Origin of the sequence: Arenibacter sp. F26102 (genome assembly GCF_023015865.1) — a bacterium.
Taxonomy (GTDB): Bacteria; Bacteroidota; Bacteroidia; order Flavobacteriales; family Flavobacteriaceae; genus Arenibacter.
In genome coordinates this window covers 171,892-191,047 of the sequence record NZ_JALKBC010000004.1, presented here as the reverse complement: position 1 = coordinate 191,047, position 19,156 = coordinate 171,892, and the positions used below count along the sequence as shown (strand labels likewise).

Here is a 19,156-nt window from a genome sequence, read left to right as displayed (position 1 = left end):
CATAAACACCAACCGGAGAATTGGTTAAACACACCTTCAATAAATGCAATTACCAATTTCTGCAATATCTGCAAAACCATGGCAATACCTTATTGGACTGATCCAGGTCATTGTGATGGTAGTATACGGACCATACCTTTAGCCTTTAAAATTTTGGAACAGTTTATCCAAAAAGAGATAGTAACAACTAAATTAAAATCAGGAAAAAAATTATAATAGGTCTATTTATTTGGTAAACTATCACGAAGACAGTGGGGTAAACAAGAAATACAAAATTAAATTGGAGAACGGTGACGAGACCTTAAGGGTAAGGGTAGATGACAAAGGAAATTTCCATTAAAACAAATCGGAGTTCAAAATCCATCCACAAATCATTAAAAACAAAGATTATGTCCGTCTTAAAAGTTATAGAGATCATGGGCAATTCGCCTATTAGTTTTGAGGATGCCGTACAAAATGTAATCAAAGAAGCGTCGAAAACAGTAAAAAATATTAAGTCTGTTTATATCCAGGACATGCAAGTGTCCGTCAAGGACAATCTAATTTCGGAATACCGTGTAAACACCAAAGTTAGTTTCGGTATAATGGATAATTAATCGGCTTATGTTGTGGTCGGCAATGGCGGCATGTAAAAGATGGTGTTCTTGTGCGCTGCCTTGGCCAATTACGACTTTCTGTATTGAATTTTTGTTTCCTTCCGAAAATTCAAATCTAATGACAATTGATTTAGGTCATTGTGTACAATATTCTTTTTATCCAACTTTATTAAAAAAGTAATCATATGGGAACAATAGAAACATTTGATACCTACGTATCGGAATATGAGCAATGGTACAAAGACCATCCTGAAGTATATGAGTCCGAAATTTTGGCATTGAAGGAACAATTTCAAAAATTACCTCAAAATCTTCACGGGATAGAAATAGGTGTTGGCACGGGAAGGTTTGCAGAACCACTGGGCATTAAGGAAGGTATTGAACCTTCCAAGGAAATGGCCAAATTGGCCATAAAAAGAGGGATCGAGATTATGGACGGCACGGCGGAACGATTACCCTATGGTGATATGACTTTCAATTTTGTTTTGCTTGTTACCATATGTTTCTTAAAAGATGTAAAAAGAGCCTTTCGCCAGGCGCACAGGGTACTAAAACCCAATGGTGCCATAATAATTGGCTTTTTGGATAAAGATCGATCCGTAGCCAAGGAATACGAACAAAAAAGGCACCGAAGCCATTTTTATAAGGATGCACAATTTTATTCCGTTGCTCATATTACAAAACTGCTAACCCAGATAGGCTTTAAAAATATAGAATTCAACCAGACCCTATTCGGTGATTTGGATGCCATAGATAAGGTACAGATGCCCAAACCTGGTTTTGGCGAAGGATCGTTTGTGGTGGTTAAGGCAACAAAAAAGTGAAGTTCCAATATTTTCCCCATACTGCCGATATTCGGATGAAAGTGGAGGGTTGCTGTTTTAAGGAACTTTTCGTTGCTGGGGTATTGGGTATGGCCAACATATTAAAAGAGGACATATGTGAACCGGAGGATTCTTTTGATATAAAATCCAACATTGAAATCCAGGCCACAGATCAGACCTGCCTTTTAATTGATTTCTTATCCGAAGTGCTATCCCATTCCTACTCGGAAAAGTCGATTTTTTGCAAAGTGATATTTTTAAAACTTACGGCCACGGATATCAAAGCTGATATTTATGGAAAAACAACAATAGGTTTTGATGAAGAAATAAAAGCAGTTACCTATCACGAGGCCGAAGTAGTTAACAGCGGAGGTAATACTTGGGAAACCTTCATAATTTTTGATATTTAAAAGATGAAAATAAAAAAACATGATATTATTAAGAAGGAGGATTTTCTTTGGGAAATACCTCAAACCTTTAGGCCTCAAATGCTCGTGCCCGCAAGGGTTATTGCCTCTGAGACCCTGCTCGATGCCATTATGGAAGATAGATCACTTGTACAATTGGTCAATGTGGCTTCCTTGCCAGGTATAATAGGTGCCTCACTTGTAATGCCAGATGTACACGAGGGTTATGGCTTTCCCATTGGAGGAGTGGCAGCTACATTATATCCCCATGGGGCCATTTCACCAGGAGGCATTGGATATGACATAAATTGTGGGGTACGCCTTCTTACTTCGCAACAAAATGCAGAAGACATAAAAAGTAAATTGGAAGAATTATCCAAGGAAATGTATGCACAAATCCCTTCCGGAATGGGTAAAGGCGGACAAATAATCCTTACTCCCAAAGAAATTGATGAAGTGTTGACAAAGGGCGCGGAATGGGCAGTGGACCATGGATATGCTGACAATCAGGATTTAGCTTATATGGAAAGTAATGGAAGGTTGGAAAATGCAGATCCAGCATTTGTTTCGGAAATGGCAAAAAAAAGAGGCTCCGATCAATTGGGAGCCATTGGTTCCGGAAACCACTTTGTAGAGGTAGACTATGTAGAAGAAATTTACGACCCCATAGCAGCCGAGGCTTATGGACTCTCAAAAGGACAGGTTGTGGTATTGATCCATACCGGTTCCAGAGGGCTGGGGCACCAAGTAGCCACGGATTATATTCGCAAAATAATGGCTGCAATGCCCAATTACGGAATCAAGGTGCCCGACAGGGAGCTGGCCTGTGTGCCATTCAATTCCCAAGAAGGGGAGAACTATTATAAAGCCATGTGTTCAGCAGCCAATTTTGCCTGGTGCAATAGGGAGATTATCTCATGGGAGGTGAGAAACGCATGGAAAAATGTTTTTGGTACTGATATAGCCCCTTTAAAACTAATGTATGACGTGGCCCACAATATTGCTAAAATTGAAACACATCAGGTCGATGGGGAAAAATTGAAGGTTTTGGTTCACCGAAAGGGGGCCACCCGCGCCTTTGGACCAGGGTTTGAAGACTTGCCCAAAGAGTATATATCCGTAGGGCAACCTGTTATAATCCCCGGTAGCATGGGTACCTGCTCCTATATATTGGCAGGAACCAATAGAAGCGAAGAAATTTCCTTTGGATCTTGTTGTCATGGAGCTGGAAGAAAATTGTCCAGAACTGCCGCAAAAAAACAGGTGAATGCTCCGGTACTCAAAGAAGAACTTAGGGAAATGGGCATATACGTACAGGCGGGTTCCTTCAAAGGTATAGCAGAAGAGGCTCCTGTTGCCTATAAGGATGTTGATGAAGTGGTGGAGACCATTCAAAATTCCGGAATTGCCAAAAAAGTGGCAAAATTAAGGCCGATGGCAGTTGTAAAGGGATAGTTCCTATTAAGATACGGACCTATTCCTATGTGTTTTTTTCCTTTTTATTGACCAACCACCTAAGGAACCAGTTTGCAGATGAGAGAGCAACTTCTTCCAGCTTACCCTTTTCCCCAAAAAGATGGGAGGCTTGGGGAATAATTTCCAATTTCTTTTTACACTGTAATTTTTCATAGGCTTTTTGGTTCAGTTCCAAGACCTCCTGATCCCATCCTCCCACGATCAAGAGGGTAGGGGTTGATACCTGATCCAAGGCTGAAAAAGCCAAATCCGGTCTTCCTCCCCTTGAAACCAGCGCTTTAATTTCATCCCCAAAATATGCGGCCGCCCTTAGGGCTGAGGCGGCACCCGTACTTGCCCCAAAATAGCCCAGTACCATATCTTTGGTGTGCTGTTGTTTCTTTACCCATTGGGTTACATCAACCAATCTTTGAGTCAGGAGATCTATGTTAAAGCGCGTTTCATAAACCTGATCTTCCTGTACCGTCAGGAGGTCGAACAATAGGGTGCCCAGACCTTCATCCTGAAGCATTTTCGCAACATACCTGTTTCTTGGGCTAAAACGGCTACTGCCACTTCCGTGCGAGAACAATACCAAACCCTGTGCATTAGCCGGTATAAATAAATTCCCTTTTAAAATCATATTTTTTAGTGGGATGTCCATCGCTTTTTCAATTTCTTTTACATACATCACTAAACTGCTTTAAGTTTATTTTTTCTTTGTTGTATAAATACCAATAGTAGTACTCCATAACTTAGTGCAATGACCAAGATGGAGACCAAAGTTCCCAGGAAAGGTATCAGAGTTATTAGGCGCAGGAGAATGCCTATACCCAAGGAAATAAAAACGATCTGCCAGAATTTCCATTGCCTATTTTTATCTAGGTAATGGGTTATTAACAGTGATGCCACCAAATGTCCGAATAGAATACTGAACCCATAAACCGATAACAAAAACAAACTTATGGGAATACCGATAATTAGCAAAAAGGTAAATAAAATGATTAGTGGCATCCCAAAAAGATAAATAAGTCCATACCCCGTACCTTTCAACAGGTCTTTGCGAAAATGTTGTGAAGCTTTTAAGAACAACTTGCCAAAGGCCCAGTTCAGCAATAGTAGTATAACAAAAGCTGAGAGGACATAAATGATGAAGAAAATAGCGACCAAAAAGCCTGTTCCCTTCCATGAAAAATTATCTAGCCCCTCCATCAATTCATCATTATAGACGGCTTTGGCCTGTATAAGGGAATTATTAAATTCTACTATACCGTCACGACTCCAATACTCCACATTGTTGAAGAATTTTGCGTTGCTGCCTATGTTAACAGATTCAGCAGCTATTTTGGAAATGCCCAAAATCTCACCGTCTATCAGAATGTCCTCTCCAAATATATTTGCTTCCTGACCAACCCTGCCTTTGAGAACAAAATTGCCAGAATGGGATTTAAGTGTGCCCAGAACTTCACCCTTCATCTCAATATTCCCGGAAAAATTGACCAGATTCCCGTGAATAACTGCATTTTCCGTAATAACTACTTCCCCACCTGCAATAATAACATCATCTCCCACTTCACCGTCAATCGTCAACCTACCGCCAGCGGCGCGAATGTCATCTGCAACATATCCCTTTACTACAATCTCACCTCCGGCCACGATCAAATCCTGACGAATCGAATCCTGAATTATTATTTTGCCCCCTGCCGCCACAACATCGCCATTTACAATGGCATCAACCGTAACCGTCTCACCAGCAAGGTATAAATCGTCCTCTTTAGGCATTTGTACATCAATATTTTTATCGGCTGTATATTGACCCATGGTTAAAATGGAAAAAAGAATTGTGGTTAGAAATAGTACCTTTTTCATAACAGTCCAATGATTTGATTCATTTAAAAGTATAAGAGTATTGACACAGATAAAATGATACTGATCAGTCCACGGTCTTTTTTTATAAATACGGTCATGTAATTATTCCGACATTGATTGGAACAATAATATAAGGCAATATATAATCCGTTATTTCCAAATAATAATGCACTTGGTCGCCTTTGGTAATCCCCGTTTCTGGGAACATGATCTTCTCCGCATGACTTATTTCCATGGTTTTCATTGTCGGTTTTTATTTACTTTGGATGTCTACCTGGGCAATACAAAAAGGAACATTGACATGCAGGGGTTAAATGTCCATTAAAAGGAATATGGAACTTTACCCCAAAAAACCATAAGTACAATCCTAAATACATTCACCGTCACTAAGGCCATTGACTATAAAAGTTATTACGCTCAATAAGCATGGGTAGGATTGTACTGTACCTTAATTTTGTTTTTTACCTTAGTTACTCCGGGCGCATGAAACGCGGCATTGGTGGCATCCTCTTTTTGTTTGATAGAGCTTACAGTACCCGTAAGTGTAACCTCAGAACCGTTGACAGTTACAGTAACATGATCGGCGTCTATGTCTGCCGATCGCTCAAAGGCCTTGAGAATTTTTTCTGTAACCTTCTCGGGTTCCAATTTCTGTACGATCTCAATATCATTGAATACCCCCTTAACTCCAAGAAGGTTTTCTACGGTTTTCTTGGCGGCATTCTTCTGGTATTCCCAGGTAACTTCCCCGGTCAGAAAAACAAAGCCATCATCTACTTTTACCATTATTTTTTCTTTGGGTATGGTGGTATTCCATTCTAAGGCATTTGCGGCAGCCTTGGCAATTTCCTTGTCGCTTTTTTTGTATTCCTCGCCGTAAGCGACATCTATATCAATGGCTACCGCTTTTACTCCTGCCACTTTTTTTACTGCTTTCTCGGCCGCTATTTTTTTTGGGTATTCATCAACATAACCGGTCAAGGTTACAACTCCATCTTTAACAATGACCCCTATCTCAGTCTCATCTATATTCGGCTGCCAAGCCAGTTCATCCAATACATCCTCTTTAATTTGAGCATCTGTTTTCATCTTCTTATATTTTTATTTTGATTAAACAACAACCTAGGGGTTAGCCTATAGGGTACGGGACACTTACCTCTAATAATATTTAGTCGCCCGCCTGAACGGACCGGACATGCAAGTGTCCGTATATTCAAATCTCACTTAGTAAGTAAATCAATAAGCTTCCATAAAATTAGGTTGCCAGTTATTTTTTCCAAATGATCTATATCAGTATTAAAAAAAAATTATATCCATCACCTTATTCCATATGACATAAATTTTATCTTGGCAGAGACATCCTAATATTAATCCATCCCAATAATTTGCTGTGAATGGAACTTATGACCAGAATTAAACCTACGGGCCTAAATAACTATGCAATTAAAGACGAAATAAGAATTTCTACTTCCTGACCTCACCAGAGCGGAGTATAAAGGTTGGACTGTCAAAAAATCTCACACACAAAAAAAGCAAGATTGACCTTTAAATAATGGAACAAAAAAAGCCCTGACCAACAAATTGGACCAGGGCCGTTTCAATTCCAGTAAGGTTTGGGCAGCAACCACCGGAAATTGAAATTTAAGCCTTAGGCATACTCGGTATAGTACTGAACCTTGAGTTCATTTTTCACCTCAAACACTCCTGGTGCCTTGTAAGCGGCAGATTCTGCATCCTCTCTTTCCTTTATGGAATGCACCTTGCCCTGAAGTGTAACGGTATGACCGTCTGTTAAAACAGTGATTTTTTTGGCATCAATTTCAGCAGAACGCTCGAACGCTTTTTTTATTTGTTCACTTACTTCAGAAGGCTTAACATCTTTTACCTCCTTAGGCTTTGTATCCTGCTTGATAACAATACTGTTAATAACCTTGACTACCCCGATCAAATCCTGAATTGCCTTTTTTGCAGCTGTTTTCTCGTGCTCCCATTTAACTTCCCCTGAAAGATAGACCCAACCATTCTCCACCTTTACCTCAATATCCTTTTCGGGTATGGAATTATTCCATTCAAAGGCATTAACAACCGCCTTGGCAATTTCCTTATCCGTTTTTTTATAATCATCACCAAATTTCACTTCAATATCCCCGGCAAGTGCCTTTACTCCAAAAACTCCCTTTACCGCCTTTTCAGCTGCCATTTTTTTTGAGTAACTGTCAACAACTCCACTTAGGGTAACCACTCCATTTTGAACTATAACCCCTATATCGGTCTCATCAATATCTGGTTGCCACGCCAATTCTTCCAAGACATCTTCCTTAATCTTTGCATCTGTTTTCATGATGTTATATATTTTTGTTAAATTATTAATACTGATGCTGCCAATATATACCCTACCATTACATTTGAAAATGATGTAGGTCAGCGCCGTACAATTTTAACATAAATCTTTAATAGAGGGTAACTTCTGAAAGGTCATTGGAACTACTGTCCATAGCTGCTCTTTATGGTCTGTATCATTAGATGGAATAAAAGGGTTTCATGACCAAACTTCCTAGAAGATTGCAATTATTCATTGTAGTATATCAGCAAATTTGAAGGCGCTGTGCCTATTTATCTTCCAATAATGGTTCCATTTCCCGTTTGCCAAGAATGTTTTCGAGCTCTTCTTTTTCTACGACCTCTTGTTCCAATAAAAGCTGTGCAAGTTTTTCCAATTCGGTTCTGTGTTCCCGTAGTATTGCTTTTGTTCTTTCATAGGAGGTATTTACCAAATCCTGTACCTCAACATCTATTTTTTGAGCCATATTTTCACTGTATGGCTTGCCGAACATTCGTTCATTTTGACCCGTGGAATCATAGAAGCTGATCGGGCCTATTTCTTCATCCAATCCGTAATAGGCAACCATGGTATAGGCCTGCTTGGTTACTTTTTCCAAGTCGTCCAATGCACCGGATGAGATTTCGTTAAAAATAATTTCCTCGGCGGCACGGCCTCCAAGGGAAGCACAAATCTGGTCCAGAAATTGTCCTTTGGTCACAATTTGTCGTTCTTGTGGTAGGTACCATGCGGCACCCAATGATTTTCCACGAGGTATTATAGAGACCTTGACCAAAGAATCCACATTTTTTAAATACCAGCTTACCACGGCATGGCCAGCTTCATGATGGGCAACAATCTGCTTTTCCTGAGGAGAGATTATCTTGCTCTTCCGCTCCATCCCCCCAATGATCCGATCCCTGGCCTCCATAAAATCTGATTGTTCCACAGTCTTCTTTTTTTTACGGGCAGCGATCAATGCGGCTTCATTGCAAATATTGGCTATATCGGCACCAGAAAATCCAGGACTTAATTTGGCCAGTAGCTCAACATCAACATTTTTTGAAAGTTTCAAGGGGCGTAAGTGTACTCCAAAAATCTCTATGCGTTCTACCTTGGTAGGTAGTTCCAAATAAATATGACGATCAAACCTTCCTGGGCGCAACAATGCCTTGTCAAGTACGTCGGGGCGGTTGGTAGCGGCCAGTACAATTACCCCGGTATTGGGCCCGAAACCATCCAGTTCCGTTAACAATTGGTTTAAGGTACTTTCGCGCTCATCGTTGGCCTGAAAGGCATTTAGTTTACCCCTGGAACGACCCACGGCATCTATTTCATCAATAAAAATAATACTTGGGGCCTTTTCCTTGGCTCGCTTAAACAGATCTCGGACCCTTGAAGCACCGACCCCTACGAACATTTCCACGAATTCCGACCCCGACATAGAGAAAAAGGGAACCCCGGCTTCACCGGCTACCGCCTTGGCCATCAATGTTTTTCCCGTTCCTGGAGGCCCTACAAGCATGACTCCTTTGGGAATTTTTGCTCCCAATTTTGTATAGGTTTCAGGGTTTTTTAAAAAATCTACCACCTCCATAATCTCGGTCTTGGCCTCTTTAAGACCCGCTATGTCCTTAAATGTCGCCGAACTTGTGCTTCCCTTTTCCATAAGTCTGGCATTGGATTTGCCGAAATTAAAGAGTGAACTGCCGGTACCACTTCCACTAGTACCTCCGCCGGTTCTTCTAAGTATGTACAACCAAAACAAAATGATGAATCCAAAAGGCAGCAACCAGGAAAGAATGCCGACCCAACTTGTACGTGTCTGATATCGTATTTCAATTTTATCTGATGAAGGGAAATTCTGTTGGGCATTTTGTAATTTTTGTTCAAAAATGTCTACCGTACCAATATTCATATAGTATTGCGGTGTCTCAACAGCCCTATATAGCTTATTGGAAATAGGCTGTTGGGTATCTTCCCCGGAAAGTTCAGGTTTAAGGTATATTTCAGCGACTTCCTTATTAACGACAACTATTTTGTTAACCTGCTTCTTTACCAAAAGGGAATCTTGGAGGAACGACCAGGTTATCTCCCTGCTACTGGTCATTGGATTGGTTAAAAGGGAAAATAACAACAGTAAGCCCAACATAATAATATAGAACAAACCATATCCATAACCCCCCGGAGGGGATTTTGGATTATTATTTCCCGACGGATCCGAATCCGATCCTTTTTTTAACGGCTTCTCCATTTTCAAGTAAAATTCTAAATAAATTTAAGCCCATAGCCAATACCCTATTCCAAATATATATCTTGTTATTCGCTCTCAAAATGATTTCGGTCATAGGGAACCGATCCCAATTAACTTCACTATTGATATATGACGGTTTTCCAACATATTGAGAGCTTGGCCTTTATAGGCTATCCAATTTTATTGGTAGAATTATTATCAGAATGATGTAAGTCATTTCTTGACCTGTATATAAGCCTTTATTTTGTTTTCAAAGTTCTTGTTGTAATGAAGACTAGAATGCTGCTTAAATCAAGATTACTAATTCCCATATTATTAATTTTTATGGCCTTAACCAGCTGTGGCCCAATGGTCCTTACCACAGGGGTAAACCCACCGCCCCCGCCTTGGTTCTACCCAAACCGGTTAGAGGTGGTTCGCTACGTATATTTTCCGAACTATCGTTTTTACTATGACCTATCGGCCCGCACTTATATCTATTTGGAAGGGAATGTTTGGGTACGGCGCAAGGTTTTACCGCCAAGATATAGCCATTTGGACCTAAGACGAACCAAGTACGAGAGGATTAAAGGATATCGAAAGGATGATATCCGTAGATACCACGAGGAACATAATGCCAGTAGGGGCAGGAGCAATCGAAATAGTTCAGGAATCAGCAGGGGTACAGACCGAAGTAACTAGAGAAAAGTGAAGAAAAATCACCAACATCCTACTTCGTGTCAGGGTGTTACAGTCAAAATCTTTATATAGAAACTGTTGCTTACAACATGTAATTCAAATGAACAGTTAAATGAGATCAGAGTGTTAAAGAAAAAATAATAGTTATGAAAAAGGTTAATTTCAGTATTGTAATACTAATATTTACGACTTTATTAAGCGTTTTATCCTCTTGTAAGGAAGGCAATAGCTTAGAGGCAATTGTTGAAAAGGAAGAAGGACAATTTTACGTTGAGAATAGGGAAAATAAAGAATCGGCCATAGAAAATATCAAGGCATTCAAAGGCGGTCCCGTAGATTTTACTGAGACCGCAAAGAAGGTACTGGACGGGGTGGTCCATATTAGATCTACCCAAACCCGCTCCAACAACAGTACCAATATTGCGCCACGCGATCTACCGGATATTTTCAAGGATTTTTTTGGAGACCGTTTTCAATCTCCGGACAATTTGCCCCAACAACCCCTACACGGTTCTGGGTCTGGCGTAGTTATTGATGTTAAGGGCCATATCGTAACCAATAACCATGTAATTAATAATGCCACGGAATTGGAGGTTACCTTACATAACAACGAAACCTTCAAAGCTGTAGTAATAGGTGCCGACCCAACTACGGATCTGGCCTTGTTACAGATACAAGCCGAAAACCTAAAAGCCTTGTCCTTTGTTGATTCGGATGATGTGGAAATAGGGGAGTGGGTATTAGCTGTAGGAAACCCATATAGTCTATATTCAACCGTAACAGCAGGTATTGTAAGTGCCAAAGGACGTAACATCAATATCAACCAGGAGAAATTTGCCATCGAGAGTTTTATACAGACAGATGCGGCTATTAACCCTGGGAATAGTGGAGGAGCTCTAGTAGACTTAGAGGGGAAAATTGTGGGCATCAATACCGCAATAGCCACCAGTACGGGAAGTTACACCGGATATGGGTTTGCAATACCCAGCAACATTGTCACAAAAGTGGTGTCGGACCTTTTGAAATATGGCAGCGTTCAGCGTGGCATGTTGGGCGTTACCATAGTTACTATGAATGGTAATCTGGCGAAGGAAAAAGATATTGATTTTATTAAAGGAGTATGGGTTGAAAACGTGGGTGAGGATAGTGCCGCAGAAAAGGCTGGCATAAAGCCGGGAGATGTTATTGTCAAGGTTAATGGAACAAACGTTATCACTTCTCCCAAATTACAGGAAATTATTGCCCGTCACAGACCTGGAGATAAGTTATCCATTGTTGTTGATCGAAAAGGGAAAGAGAAGGAATTTCAGGTTACCCTCGCAAACGTAAAAGGTACAACGGAAATAACCAAAAGTGAAAATGTAGAAATGCTTAATTTTCTGGGTGCCGATTTTGAAACCCTCGATAAAAAAACGGCCAATAAGTTGCAGATTGATGGTGGCGTCAGAATCACTAACTTATATCCCGGTCTTTTAAGGCAATATACCCAAATGCGTTCTGGCTTCATTATTACCCATGTAGATGGTAAAAAAGTGACCAATATAAAGGAATTTGTTGCATCCCTGGAAAACAAAAAAGGAGGCGTTATGTTGGAAGGCCTTTATGAAGATGTACCCGGAAAACAATATTATGCCTTTGGACTGAATTCTTGATGCCACTACCTAAGTGTTTTAACGAATAGTTATTAATTATTCATGTAAACTGCTTATATAGGTTAGTTGGACATGGCTATATTTCAAAATATCCCCTCATATACAGAGAGCCAAATTCTATTGGTAAGCATACAATTATGAACGCCACATTATACAGTTTAAATAATTGATTTAGCGAGGTTGGAGGAATCTCCATGATTCCCAAACGGGCATGTAAAGTGTGGAGATTTTCTCTGTAATATTGAATGGTCCAGACCGTGGAAGCTTAATATCCTTTGGATTAATCTTTTGTTAATAAAACCTAATCTTATTATTTTTTGGTAATTTTGCAATAGATGAAAAAAGTCTTCCATAAGGTATTGGCGGTTTCCATGGCATTTGTGGTTATGTTTACTACAATGTCGTTTACCATGGATATGCATTATTGTGGAACGTCTTTGGTTGATCTTTCCTTCTATAGCAGTGCCGATAGCTGTGGCATGGAAAAAGAACAGCCCTTACAAGATTGCGAAACCAAAATTACCTCAAAATCTTGCTGTACCGAACACCAATTGGTCAAAGAAGCAAATCAAGACCTTAAAATTTCATTTGATAAACTTACTTTTGAGCAACAGACATTTGTTGCTGCATTTCTTTACTCGTATATAAATCTTTTTGATGGCTTTGATGAAAACATCCAATCTTTCAAGGATTATTCGCCGCCCTTTCTCAAACGGGACGTGCAGGTTCTATACGAGTTATATTTAATTTGATTTTTAGACAGTTCCCGATAACCATCGGGATATAGCCCAACGGTATTACCGTAATGGGCAACTTTTGTTGCGTTCAATATGCTGTACGCCCATCAATACAAAAATGTATAACTGTCTAATAACCAGAATCCATGCTGAACAAAGGCATAAAATTTCTAATAGAAAACAAACTCGTTGCAGTTCTAATGCTTACTCTTTTTGTAGGCTGGGGCATTGTGAACGCACCTTTTAATTGGGACACAGGGTTTTTGCCCACAGATCCAGTTGCCGTGGATGCCATTCCCGATATAGGTGAAAATCAGCAAATAGTTTTTACCAAATGGGAAGGACGTTCCCCTCAGGATATAGAGGATCAAATTACCTATCCACTTACCTCCTCGTTATTGGGAATCCCGGGTGTAAAGACTATCCGTAGCTCCTCTATGTTCGGTTTTTCCAGTATCTACATAATTTTTGAAGAGGATATTGAATTCTATTGGTCGCGAAGTAGGATCCTGGAAAAACTGAATTCCTTACCCAACGGACTCTTGCCAGACAATGTAAATCCAGCTCTAGGTCCGGATGCTACTGGCCTGGGCCAGATCTTTTGGTATACGCTGGAAGGTCGCGATAAAGAGGGTAATGTTACCGGGGGGTGGGATCTTCAAGAATTGCGAAGTATTCAGGACTATTATGTAAAGTATGCGCTTTCTTCTGCTGCAGGAGTTTCAGAAGTAGCCTCCATTGGCGGGTATGTAAAGGAATATCAGGTGGACGTAAATCCTGAAATAATGCGGCAGTACAATATAAGCCTGAGCGATATTGTAAAAGCCGTTAAAAAATCCAATCAGGATATAGGCGCTCAAACCTTGGAAATTAATCGAGCCGAATACTTGGTACGTGGCCTTGGCTATGTTGAGTCTATTGAGGATATTGAGAATGCAGTAGTAAGTTCTGAAAATTTCACTTCCCTTCGTATTAAGGATTTGGGGAAGGTACATATGGGGCCGGCCCCGCGTCGTGGAATATTGGACAAGGAAGGTGCCGAAGTAGTTGGTGGGGTAGTAGTAGCAAGGTATGGCTCAAACCCTTTAGAGGTCATTAACAATGTAAAAAAACAAATCGAGGAGTTGGCTACTGGACTACCATCAAAGCAGTTGGAGGACGGTAGGACTTCGCAAGTGACCATTGTACCCTTCTATGACAGAACGGAATTGATACAAGAAACCTTGGGGACACTTAATGAAGCATTGACCTTGGAAATACTGATTACTATCCTCGTCATTATTGTAATGATATTCAATTTACGAGCTTCCATTCTTATTTCCGGTTTATTGCCAGTAGCCGTATTAATGGTTTTTGTTACCATGAAGCTTTTTAATGTGGATGCCAATATTGTTGCCCTATCCGGAATTGCCATAGCAATCGGGACTATGGTGGATGTTGGGGTAATTCTCGCCGAAAATATGATAAGACATTTGGAAGATGAGAAATTGCGACATAGCGAAGATGGAACCGAATACACGATCAACGAAATTATCTATAACGCCACTTCAGAAGTTTCCGGTGCCATTTTAACCGCTGTACTTACCACTATTATTAGTTTTTTGCCCGTCTTTACCATGATAGGTGCGGAAGGGAAACTTTTCCGTCCCCTGGCTTTCACCAAAACCATGGCACTTACGGCCTCACTGATCATAGCACTGTTTTTAATTCCCCCTTTTGCAGCAGTATTCTTTAAGAAAAATAACCTCAAATTAAATTCCAAATATGTTCTTAATGTTGTTCTGGTTGCACTTGGTTTCACAGCAATTTTTTACGGTTATTGGCTGGGACTTATTCTTATAGCTTTTGCAGCCACTGCGTTTTTGGGCATAAAAGGGAAAGTTTCGCCTAAAAGAGCAAATTTGTTCAATATTATTATATCGGCTGTTGCCATTGTATTACTTCTTGCCGTTTATTGGAGACCCCTTGGCTTTGATCGAAGCATAGTCATGAACTTGATCTTTGTTAGTATTATCTGCTTTGGACTGTTGGGAACTTTCTCTATTTTCAGAAACTACTATTCCAGAATTCTACAATGGGCCTTGGAGAACAAACTCCTCTTCTTGATTATTCCAACAACGGTTTTGACCTTGGGATTTATTATTATGAAAAATACGGGCAAGGAATTCATGCCCTCCCTGAACGAAGGTTCATTTCTATTAATGCCAACTTCTATGCCTCATGCAGGAGTAGAAGAGAATAAACGCGTGCTGCAGCAGCTTGATATGGCGGTGGCGAGCATTCCGGAAATTGAAACCGTTGTAGGTAAATCCGGACGAACAGAGTCGGCCTTGGACCCCGCACCGCTTTCCATGTACGAAAATGTAATTCAGTCCAAATCGGAGTACATGCGAAATTCGGCTGGGGAGCGACAGCGTTATCAAATAAACGAGGATGGCCTGTTTGTACTGAAAAATGGCAATTTTATTATTAATCCCAATAATGAATTGGACGATGACATACATTATGAAGAGTCCCAATTGCAAACAACGGCGACAAGAGATGAGCTTGTTGCTGACAACAAAGGCGAATATTATAGAAACTGGCGACCAAAAATAAATTCGCCGGACGATATCTGGAATGAAATAGTTAGCGTAACAAAATTGCCAGGTGTTACTTCTGCTCCTAAATTGCAACCCATAGAAACACGTTTGGTGATGTTGCAAACGGGCATGCGTGCACCAATGGGAATCAAAGTGAAGGGTCAGGATTTACGGGAAATAGAAGCCTTTGGACTGGAGTTGGAAAAGATTCTTAAACAGGTAGATGGCGTAAAAGAACAAGCCGTATTTGCAGACCGTATTGTTGGTAAGCCCTATTTATTAATTGATATCGATCGCAATCAACTTGCCCGCTATGGTATATCTATAATGGATGTACAGGAAATTCTGCAGGTAGCAGTGGGCGGCATGCCCTTGACACAGACGGTGGAAGGACGGGAACGGTACTCTATAAGGGTTCGTTATCCACGGGAATTACGGGAAAATCCATCAGATCTAGAAAACATCTATGTTCCGGTTGAAAAAGGGAGTCCTGTGCCATTGGGCCAATTGGTAAATATTAGATACGAACAGGGGCCACAAGTCATTAAAAGTGAAGACACCTTCCTAATTGGCTATGTTTTGTTCGATAAACTAGATGGCTTCGCAGAAGTAAACGTTGTGGAAAATGCACAGGCCATAATCAAGGGAAAAATAGATAGCGGTGAACTGGTGGTGCCCAAGGGAATTAATTATCAATTTACAGGAACCTACGAAAACCAATTACGTGCGGAAAAGACTCTTTCCATAGTAGTTCCGTTGGCATTAATAATTATCTTTTTGATACTGTATTTTCAGTTTAGATCAGTAGCAACCTCCCTCATGGTATTTACGGGAATTGCGGTGGCTTTTGCAGGCGGTTTCATCATGATATGGCTCTACGGCCAAGATTGGTTCTTAAACTTTAGTTTTCTTGGAGAAAACCTAAGAGATCTATTCAATATGAAAACCATCAATTTAAGTGTCGCTGTTTGGGTAGGATTTATTGCGCTCTTTGGTATAGCTACAGATGATGGGGTAGTAATGGCCACCTACCTAACCCAAACTTTTGACCGTGAAAATCCAACAGATAAAAAAGGGATCCGATTGGCGGCATTGGAGGCGGCCGGAAAACGCATTAGACCCTGTTTAATGACAACAGTCACTACAATCCTTGCCCTCTTGCCTGTAATGACCTCTACAGGAAAAGGCAGTGATATTATGATTCCCATGGCAATCCCCATTTTCGGTGGGATGGTCATAGATATCACCTCCTATTTTATTGTTCCGGTATTGTACAGCTGGAAAAAGGAATTTCAATTAAAACGAGCAAGCAAATGAAAAATATAACATTCATCACATGTCTTTTAATGGTTTCCACTTGGGCGAAAGCCCAGGACCTGCAATCCTATATTCAAGAGGCCCAGAAAAATAATCCACAGATACAAGCCTTCGATTTAAAATACAGCATTGCCCAAGAGAAGGCAAACGAAGTTAATACGCTCCCCAACACCACGGTGAGCGCAGGCTATTTTGTTAGCGAACCTGAAACACGCACAGGTGCCCAACGCGCAAGGTTTTCGGTTTCACAGATGTTGCCCTGGTTTGGAACCATAACGGCTCGGCAAAATTATGCTGTGTCCATGTCCAATGTAGATTATATTGAAATAGCTATCGCCAAACGTAAATTGGCCCTTGCCGTAGCCCAATCCTATTACCAATTGTATGCCATTGAGGCTAGGCAAATGGTACTGGATCAGAACATACGATTACTGAGGACCTATGAACGATTGGCATTGACTTCGGTGGAAGTGGGTAAGGCCTCGGCCGTTGACGTATTGAAATTACAAATACGGCAAAATGAAATGCAACAGCAAAGGGCCATTTTGCATCAGGATTATTTGGCCGAAAAAACTAATTTCAATAATCTTTTGAATAGAAAGGAGAGCATATCCATTGATGTTGTTACTGAATTGACCCTTCCATTGGAGGACCCTATTAACTTAGGGAATGGATTGGAACTTAACCCTGAAATCTTAAAGTATGATGAAATGTTTGAAGCCATAGTTCAATCAGAATTGGTCAATAAAAAGGATGGCGCTCCCAATATTGGTTTTGGACTGGATTACATTCCAATCCAAGAAAGACCGGACATGAGTTTTGACGATAATGGAAAAGATATTGTGATGCCCATGGTCACTTTCTCAATTCCTATTTTCAACAATCGTATTAGATCCGTATCCAAACAAAACGAAATGCGCCTAAAGGAAACGGAATTACAAAAAAACGAACGATTTAATCTGCTTCAATCAGCATTGGCAAAGGCAGAGTCTGGTCGAAATGAGGCGCGTATTATATATAATACCCAACAGATCAATCTAAAACAGGCCAAGAATGCTGAAGAAATTCTAATGAAAAATTATGAGACGGGTACCATTGATTTTAATGATGTGTTGGACATTCAGGAATTACAACTAAAATTCCAGATAAACGAAATAGAGGCCGTTAAAGCCTATTACGGGCAAATGGCCGTAATAAACTATCTAACGAATCAATAATAATACTGTATCAATCAATTGATTATCAATTACTAAATTAATTTTAATACTGAAACTTTTAAAATCAAAAACTATGAAAAGAAATGTAAATATTACCCTAACAATTGCAGCGATTTCAATAATATCACTTTCTTCCTGCAAGGATGAAAACAAAAAAGGATCGGCCGAACCCATGAGCAACGAAATAAAGCAAGAGGCTGTCAACACCAACAGTTTTACAAAAGATCAGGATGAAAAAGCAATTGCTGTAATAAATGGATATTTATCCCTTAAAGAGGCACTAGTAGCAGATGATTCGGACGCAGCAGTCAAGACAAGCAAAAAGTTGGTTGCCACATTGGACAATTTTGATACCTCTACCTATTCCGATACGGAGCAAGCAAAATTACAAGACATCATAGAAGAGGCCATGGATCATGCAGAACAAATTGCAGAAAGCCCTATAGAACTACAACGCGAGCATTTCAAAGTTTTGAGCAAGGACGTTACGGATATGATTGCCATCACTGGAGCCCACACAAAATTGTACGAGCAGTTCTGTCCAATGTACGATAAAGGTACAGCTTGGCTAAGTGCCAGTAAGGAAATCAAGAATCCGTATTATGGCAGTAAAATGTTGGCTTGTGGAAAAGTACAGAAAGAGCTAAATTAAGTTAAGACAATAAATGAACAGACTTTAATATGAAGGAAGCTATACATATAAAAAATATGGTTTGTAACCGTTGTATTGCTTCGGTTTTAACCATTTTTAATGCCGAAAATTACATCGTGGAGTCCGTGGAATTAGGAAAGGTAGTTGCAACCAAAGGACAAAAAAGTAAGTTTGAAAGTCTAAACAGTGCACTTGCAGAGGTAGGTTTTGAAATTATTAAAAATGAAGCGGAAACTTTGGTAGAACTAATAAAAGTTAAGCTTATTAATAAAATTGAATTGGGAGAAACAGAGGATTTGTTTAAAACTTTAGCAGAAGAATTTGGTAAAACAGAAACGGCATTAAGTAAACTGTTCAGTAGACATGAAGGAATAACATTGGAAAAATACACCATCAATCTAAAATTGGAAAAAGTGAAGGAGCTTATTCAACTAGGACAATTAAATTTTTCTGAAATAGCGTATTCTCTCAATTATAAAAACAGCAGTCATTTAGCCAAACAATTTAAAAGTAGTACCGGCATGTCTATGTCTGAATATAAAAGCTTACAAGATTGGGATAGAAAATCGTTGGACCAAATTGTATAAATAAGAATC

17 protein-coding genes are annotated in these 19,156 nt (G+C 40.0%); 11 read left to right on the top strand and 6 right to left on the bottom strand.

Annotated elements, in window-relative coordinates; genetic code table 11:
- Positions 1-389 precede the first annotated feature (389 nt).
- The 4 genes from MWU78_RS07045 to MWU78_RS07030 all read left to right on the top strand — a co-directional run bounded on the left by MWU78_RS07045 (position 390) and on the right by MWU78_RS07030 (position 3,282).
- On the top strand, positions 390-596 hold the full coding sequence (locus MWU78_RS07045; RefSeq protein WP_246996371.1) for a dodecin family protein: 207 nt from the start codon (positions 390-392) through the stop codon (positions 594-596).
- Positions 597-781: 185 nt separating this feature from the next.
- Positions 782-1,420, top strand: a complete 639-nt coding sequence (locus tag MWU78_RS07040; RefSeq protein WP_246996369.1) for a class I SAM-dependent methyltransferase — start codon at positions 782-784, stop codon at positions 1,418-1,420.
- Positions 1,417-1,830 (top strand): archease, encoded by a 414-nt coding sequence (locus tag MWU78_RS07035; RefSeq protein WP_246996367.1) that lies wholly within the window; start codon positions 1,417-1,419, stop codon positions 1,828-1,830. The genes MWU78_RS07040 and MWU78_RS07035 overlap by 4 nt, the downstream gene beginning before the upstream one ends.
- Positions 1,831-1,833: 3 nt before the next feature.
- Positions 1,834-3,282, top strand: a complete 1,449-nt coding sequence (locus MWU78_RS07030; protein ID WP_246996366.1) for an RtcB family protein — start codon at positions 1,834-1,836, stop codon at positions 3,280-3,282.
- Positions 3,283-3,307: 25 nt separating this feature from the next.
- Here the strand turns inward: MWU78_RS07030 and MWU78_RS07025 are convergent, their stop codons facing one another.
- The 6 genes from MWU78_RS07025 to ftsH form a co-directional block, all read right to left on the bottom strand.
- A complete protein-coding gene (locus MWU78_RS07025) occupies positions 3,308-3,973 on the bottom strand; it encodes a dienelactone hydrolase family protein (protein WP_246996653.1) in 666 nt (221 codons plus the stop codon).
- 2 nt (positions 3,974-3,975) lie between these two features.
- Positions 3,976-5,151: a hypothetical protein gene (locus MWU78_RS07020; protein ID WP_246996364.1), complete on the bottom strand. Its 1,176-nt coding sequence runs from the start codon at positions 5,149-5,151 to the stop codon at positions 3,976-3,978.
- A gap of 94 nt (positions 5,152-5,245) precedes the next feature.
- Positions 5,246-5,395, bottom strand: coding sequence for a hypothetical protein (locus tag MWU78_RS07015; RefSeq protein WP_246996362.1), 150 nt, complete (start codon positions 5,393-5,395; stop codon positions 5,246-5,248).
- Positions 5,396-5,568: 173 nt separating this feature from the next.
- Positions 5,569-6,240: a BON domain-containing protein gene (locus MWU78_RS07010; RefSeq protein WP_246996360.1), complete on the bottom strand. Its 672-nt coding sequence runs from the start codon at positions 6,238-6,240 to the stop codon at positions 5,569-5,571.
- 559 nt (positions 6,241-6,799) lie between these two features.
- Complete coding sequence (locus tag MWU78_RS07005; RefSeq protein WP_246996358.1) at positions 6,800-7,492, bottom strand: BON domain-containing protein; 693 nt, start codon at positions 7,490-7,492, stop codon at positions 6,800-6,802.
- Positions 7,493-7,760: 268 nt separating this feature from the next.
- Positions 7,761-9,725: an ATP-dependent zinc metalloprotease FtsH gene (gene ftsH, locus MWU78_RS07000; RefSeq protein WP_246996356.1), complete on the bottom strand. Its 1,965-nt coding sequence runs from the start codon at positions 9,723-9,725 to the stop codon at positions 7,761-7,763.
- Between the two features lie 267 nt (positions 9,726-9,992).
- Between ftsH and MWU78_RS06995 the strand changes: the two genes are divergently transcribed.
- The 7 genes from MWU78_RS06995 (at position 9,993) to MWU78_RS06965 (ending at position 19,147) form a co-directional block, all read left to right on the top strand.
- Positions 9,993-10,406, top strand: coding sequence for a hypothetical protein (locus tag MWU78_RS06995; RefSeq protein WP_246996354.1), 414 nt, complete (start codon positions 9,993-9,995; stop codon positions 10,404-10,406).
- Between the two features lie 143 nt (positions 10,407-10,549).
- Positions 10,550-12,055 (top strand): Do family serine endopeptidase, encoded by a 1,506-nt coding sequence (locus MWU78_RS06990; protein WP_246996352.1) that lies wholly within the window; start codon positions 10,550-10,552, stop codon positions 12,053-12,055.
- 335 nt (positions 12,056-12,390) lie between these two features.
- On the top strand, positions 12,391-12,807 hold the full coding sequence (locus MWU78_RS06985) for a hypothetical protein (protein ID WP_246996350.1): 417 nt from the start codon (positions 12,391-12,393) through the stop codon (positions 12,805-12,807).
- Between the two features lie 131 nt (positions 12,808-12,938).
- Complete coding sequence (locus tag MWU78_RS06980) at positions 12,939-16,691, top strand: efflux RND transporter permease subunit (RefSeq protein ID WP_246996348.1); 3,753 nt, start codon at positions 12,939-12,941, stop codon at positions 16,689-16,691.
- Positions 16,688-17,908: a TolC family protein gene (locus tag MWU78_RS06975; RefSeq protein WP_246996346.1), complete on the top strand. Its 1,221-nt coding sequence runs from the start codon at positions 16,688-16,690 to the stop codon at positions 17,906-17,908. The genes MWU78_RS06980 and MWU78_RS06975 overlap by 4 nt, the downstream gene beginning before the upstream one ends.
- A gap of 73 nt (positions 17,909-17,981) precedes the next feature.
- Complete coding sequence (locus MWU78_RS06970; RefSeq protein ID WP_246996343.1) at positions 17,982-18,560, top strand: DUF3347 domain-containing protein; 579 nt, start codon at positions 17,982-17,984, stop codon at positions 18,558-18,560.
- A 29-nt stretch (positions 18,561-18,589) separates the two neighbouring features.
- A complete protein-coding gene (locus MWU78_RS06965; RefSeq protein WP_246996342.1) occupies positions 18,590-19,147 on the top strand; it encodes a helix-turn-helix transcriptional regulator in 558 nt (185 codons plus the stop codon).
- The last annotated feature ends 9 nt before the right edge of the window (positions 19,148-19,156 follow it).

Bases quoted from the DNA above. Each gene is read 5' to 3' on its own strand.
- MWU78_RS06985 (WP_246996350.1), top strand. From the start codon at position 12,391: ATGAAAAAAGTCTTCCATAAGGTATTGGCGGTTTCCATGGCATTTGTG.
- MWU78_RS07010 (WP_246996360.1), bottom strand. From the start codon at position 6,240: ATGAAAACAGATGCTCAAATTAAAGAGGATGTATTGGATGAACTGGCT.
- MWU78_RS06990 (WP_246996352.1), top strand. From the start codon at position 10,550: ATGAAAAAGGTTAATTTCAGTATTGTAATACTAATATTTACGACTTTA.
- MWU78_RS06975 (WP_246996346.1), top strand. From the start codon at position 16,688: ATGAAAAATATAACATTCATCACATGTCTTTTAATGGTTTCCACTTGG.
- MWU78_RS06970 (WP_246996343.1), top strand. From the start codon at position 17,982: ATGAAAAGAAATGTAAATATTACCCTAACAATTGCAGCGATTTCAATA.
- MWU78_RS06995 (WP_246996354.1), top strand. From the start codon at position 9,993: ATGAAGACTAGAATGCTGCTTAAATCAAGATTACTAATTCCCATATTA.
- MWU78_RS07005 (WP_246996358.1), bottom strand. From the start codon at position 7,492: ATGAAAACAGATGCAAAGATTAAGGAAGATGTCTTGGAAGAATTGGCG.
- MWU78_RS07020 (WP_246996364.1), bottom strand. From the start codon at position 5,151: ATGAAAAAGGTACTATTTCTAACCACAATTCTTTTTTCCATTTTAACC.
- MWU78_RS07030 (WP_246996366.1), top strand. From the start codon at position 1,834: ATGAAAATAAAAAAACATGATATTATTAAGAAGGAGGATTTTCTTTGG.
- MWU78_RS07045 (WP_246996371.1), top strand. From the start codon at position 390: ATGTCCGTCTTAAAAGTTATAGAGATCATGGGCAATTCGCCTATTAGT.
- MWU78_RS07025 (WP_246996653.1), bottom strand. From the start codon at position 3,973: ATGTATGTAAAAGAAATTGAAAAAGCGATGGACATCCCACTAAAAAAT.
- MWU78_RS07040 (WP_246996369.1), top strand. From the start codon at position 782: ATGGGAACAATAGAAACATTTGATACCTACGTATCGGAATATGAGCAA.
- MWU78_RS06980 (WP_246996348.1), top strand. From the start codon at position 12,939: ATGCTGAACAAAGGCATAAAATTTCTAATAGAAAACAAACTCGTTGCA.
- MWU78_RS07015 (WP_246996362.1), bottom strand. From the start codon at position 5,395: ATGAAAACCATGGAAATAAGTCATGCGGAGAAGATCATGTTCCCAGAA.
- ftsH (WP_246996356.1), bottom strand. From the start codon at position 9,725: ATGGAGAAGCCGTTAAAAAAAGGATCGGATTCGGATCCGTCGGGAAAT.
- MWU78_RS06965 (WP_246996342.1), top strand. From the start codon at position 18,590: ATGAAGGAAGCTATACATATAAAAAATATGGTTTGTAACCGTTGTATT.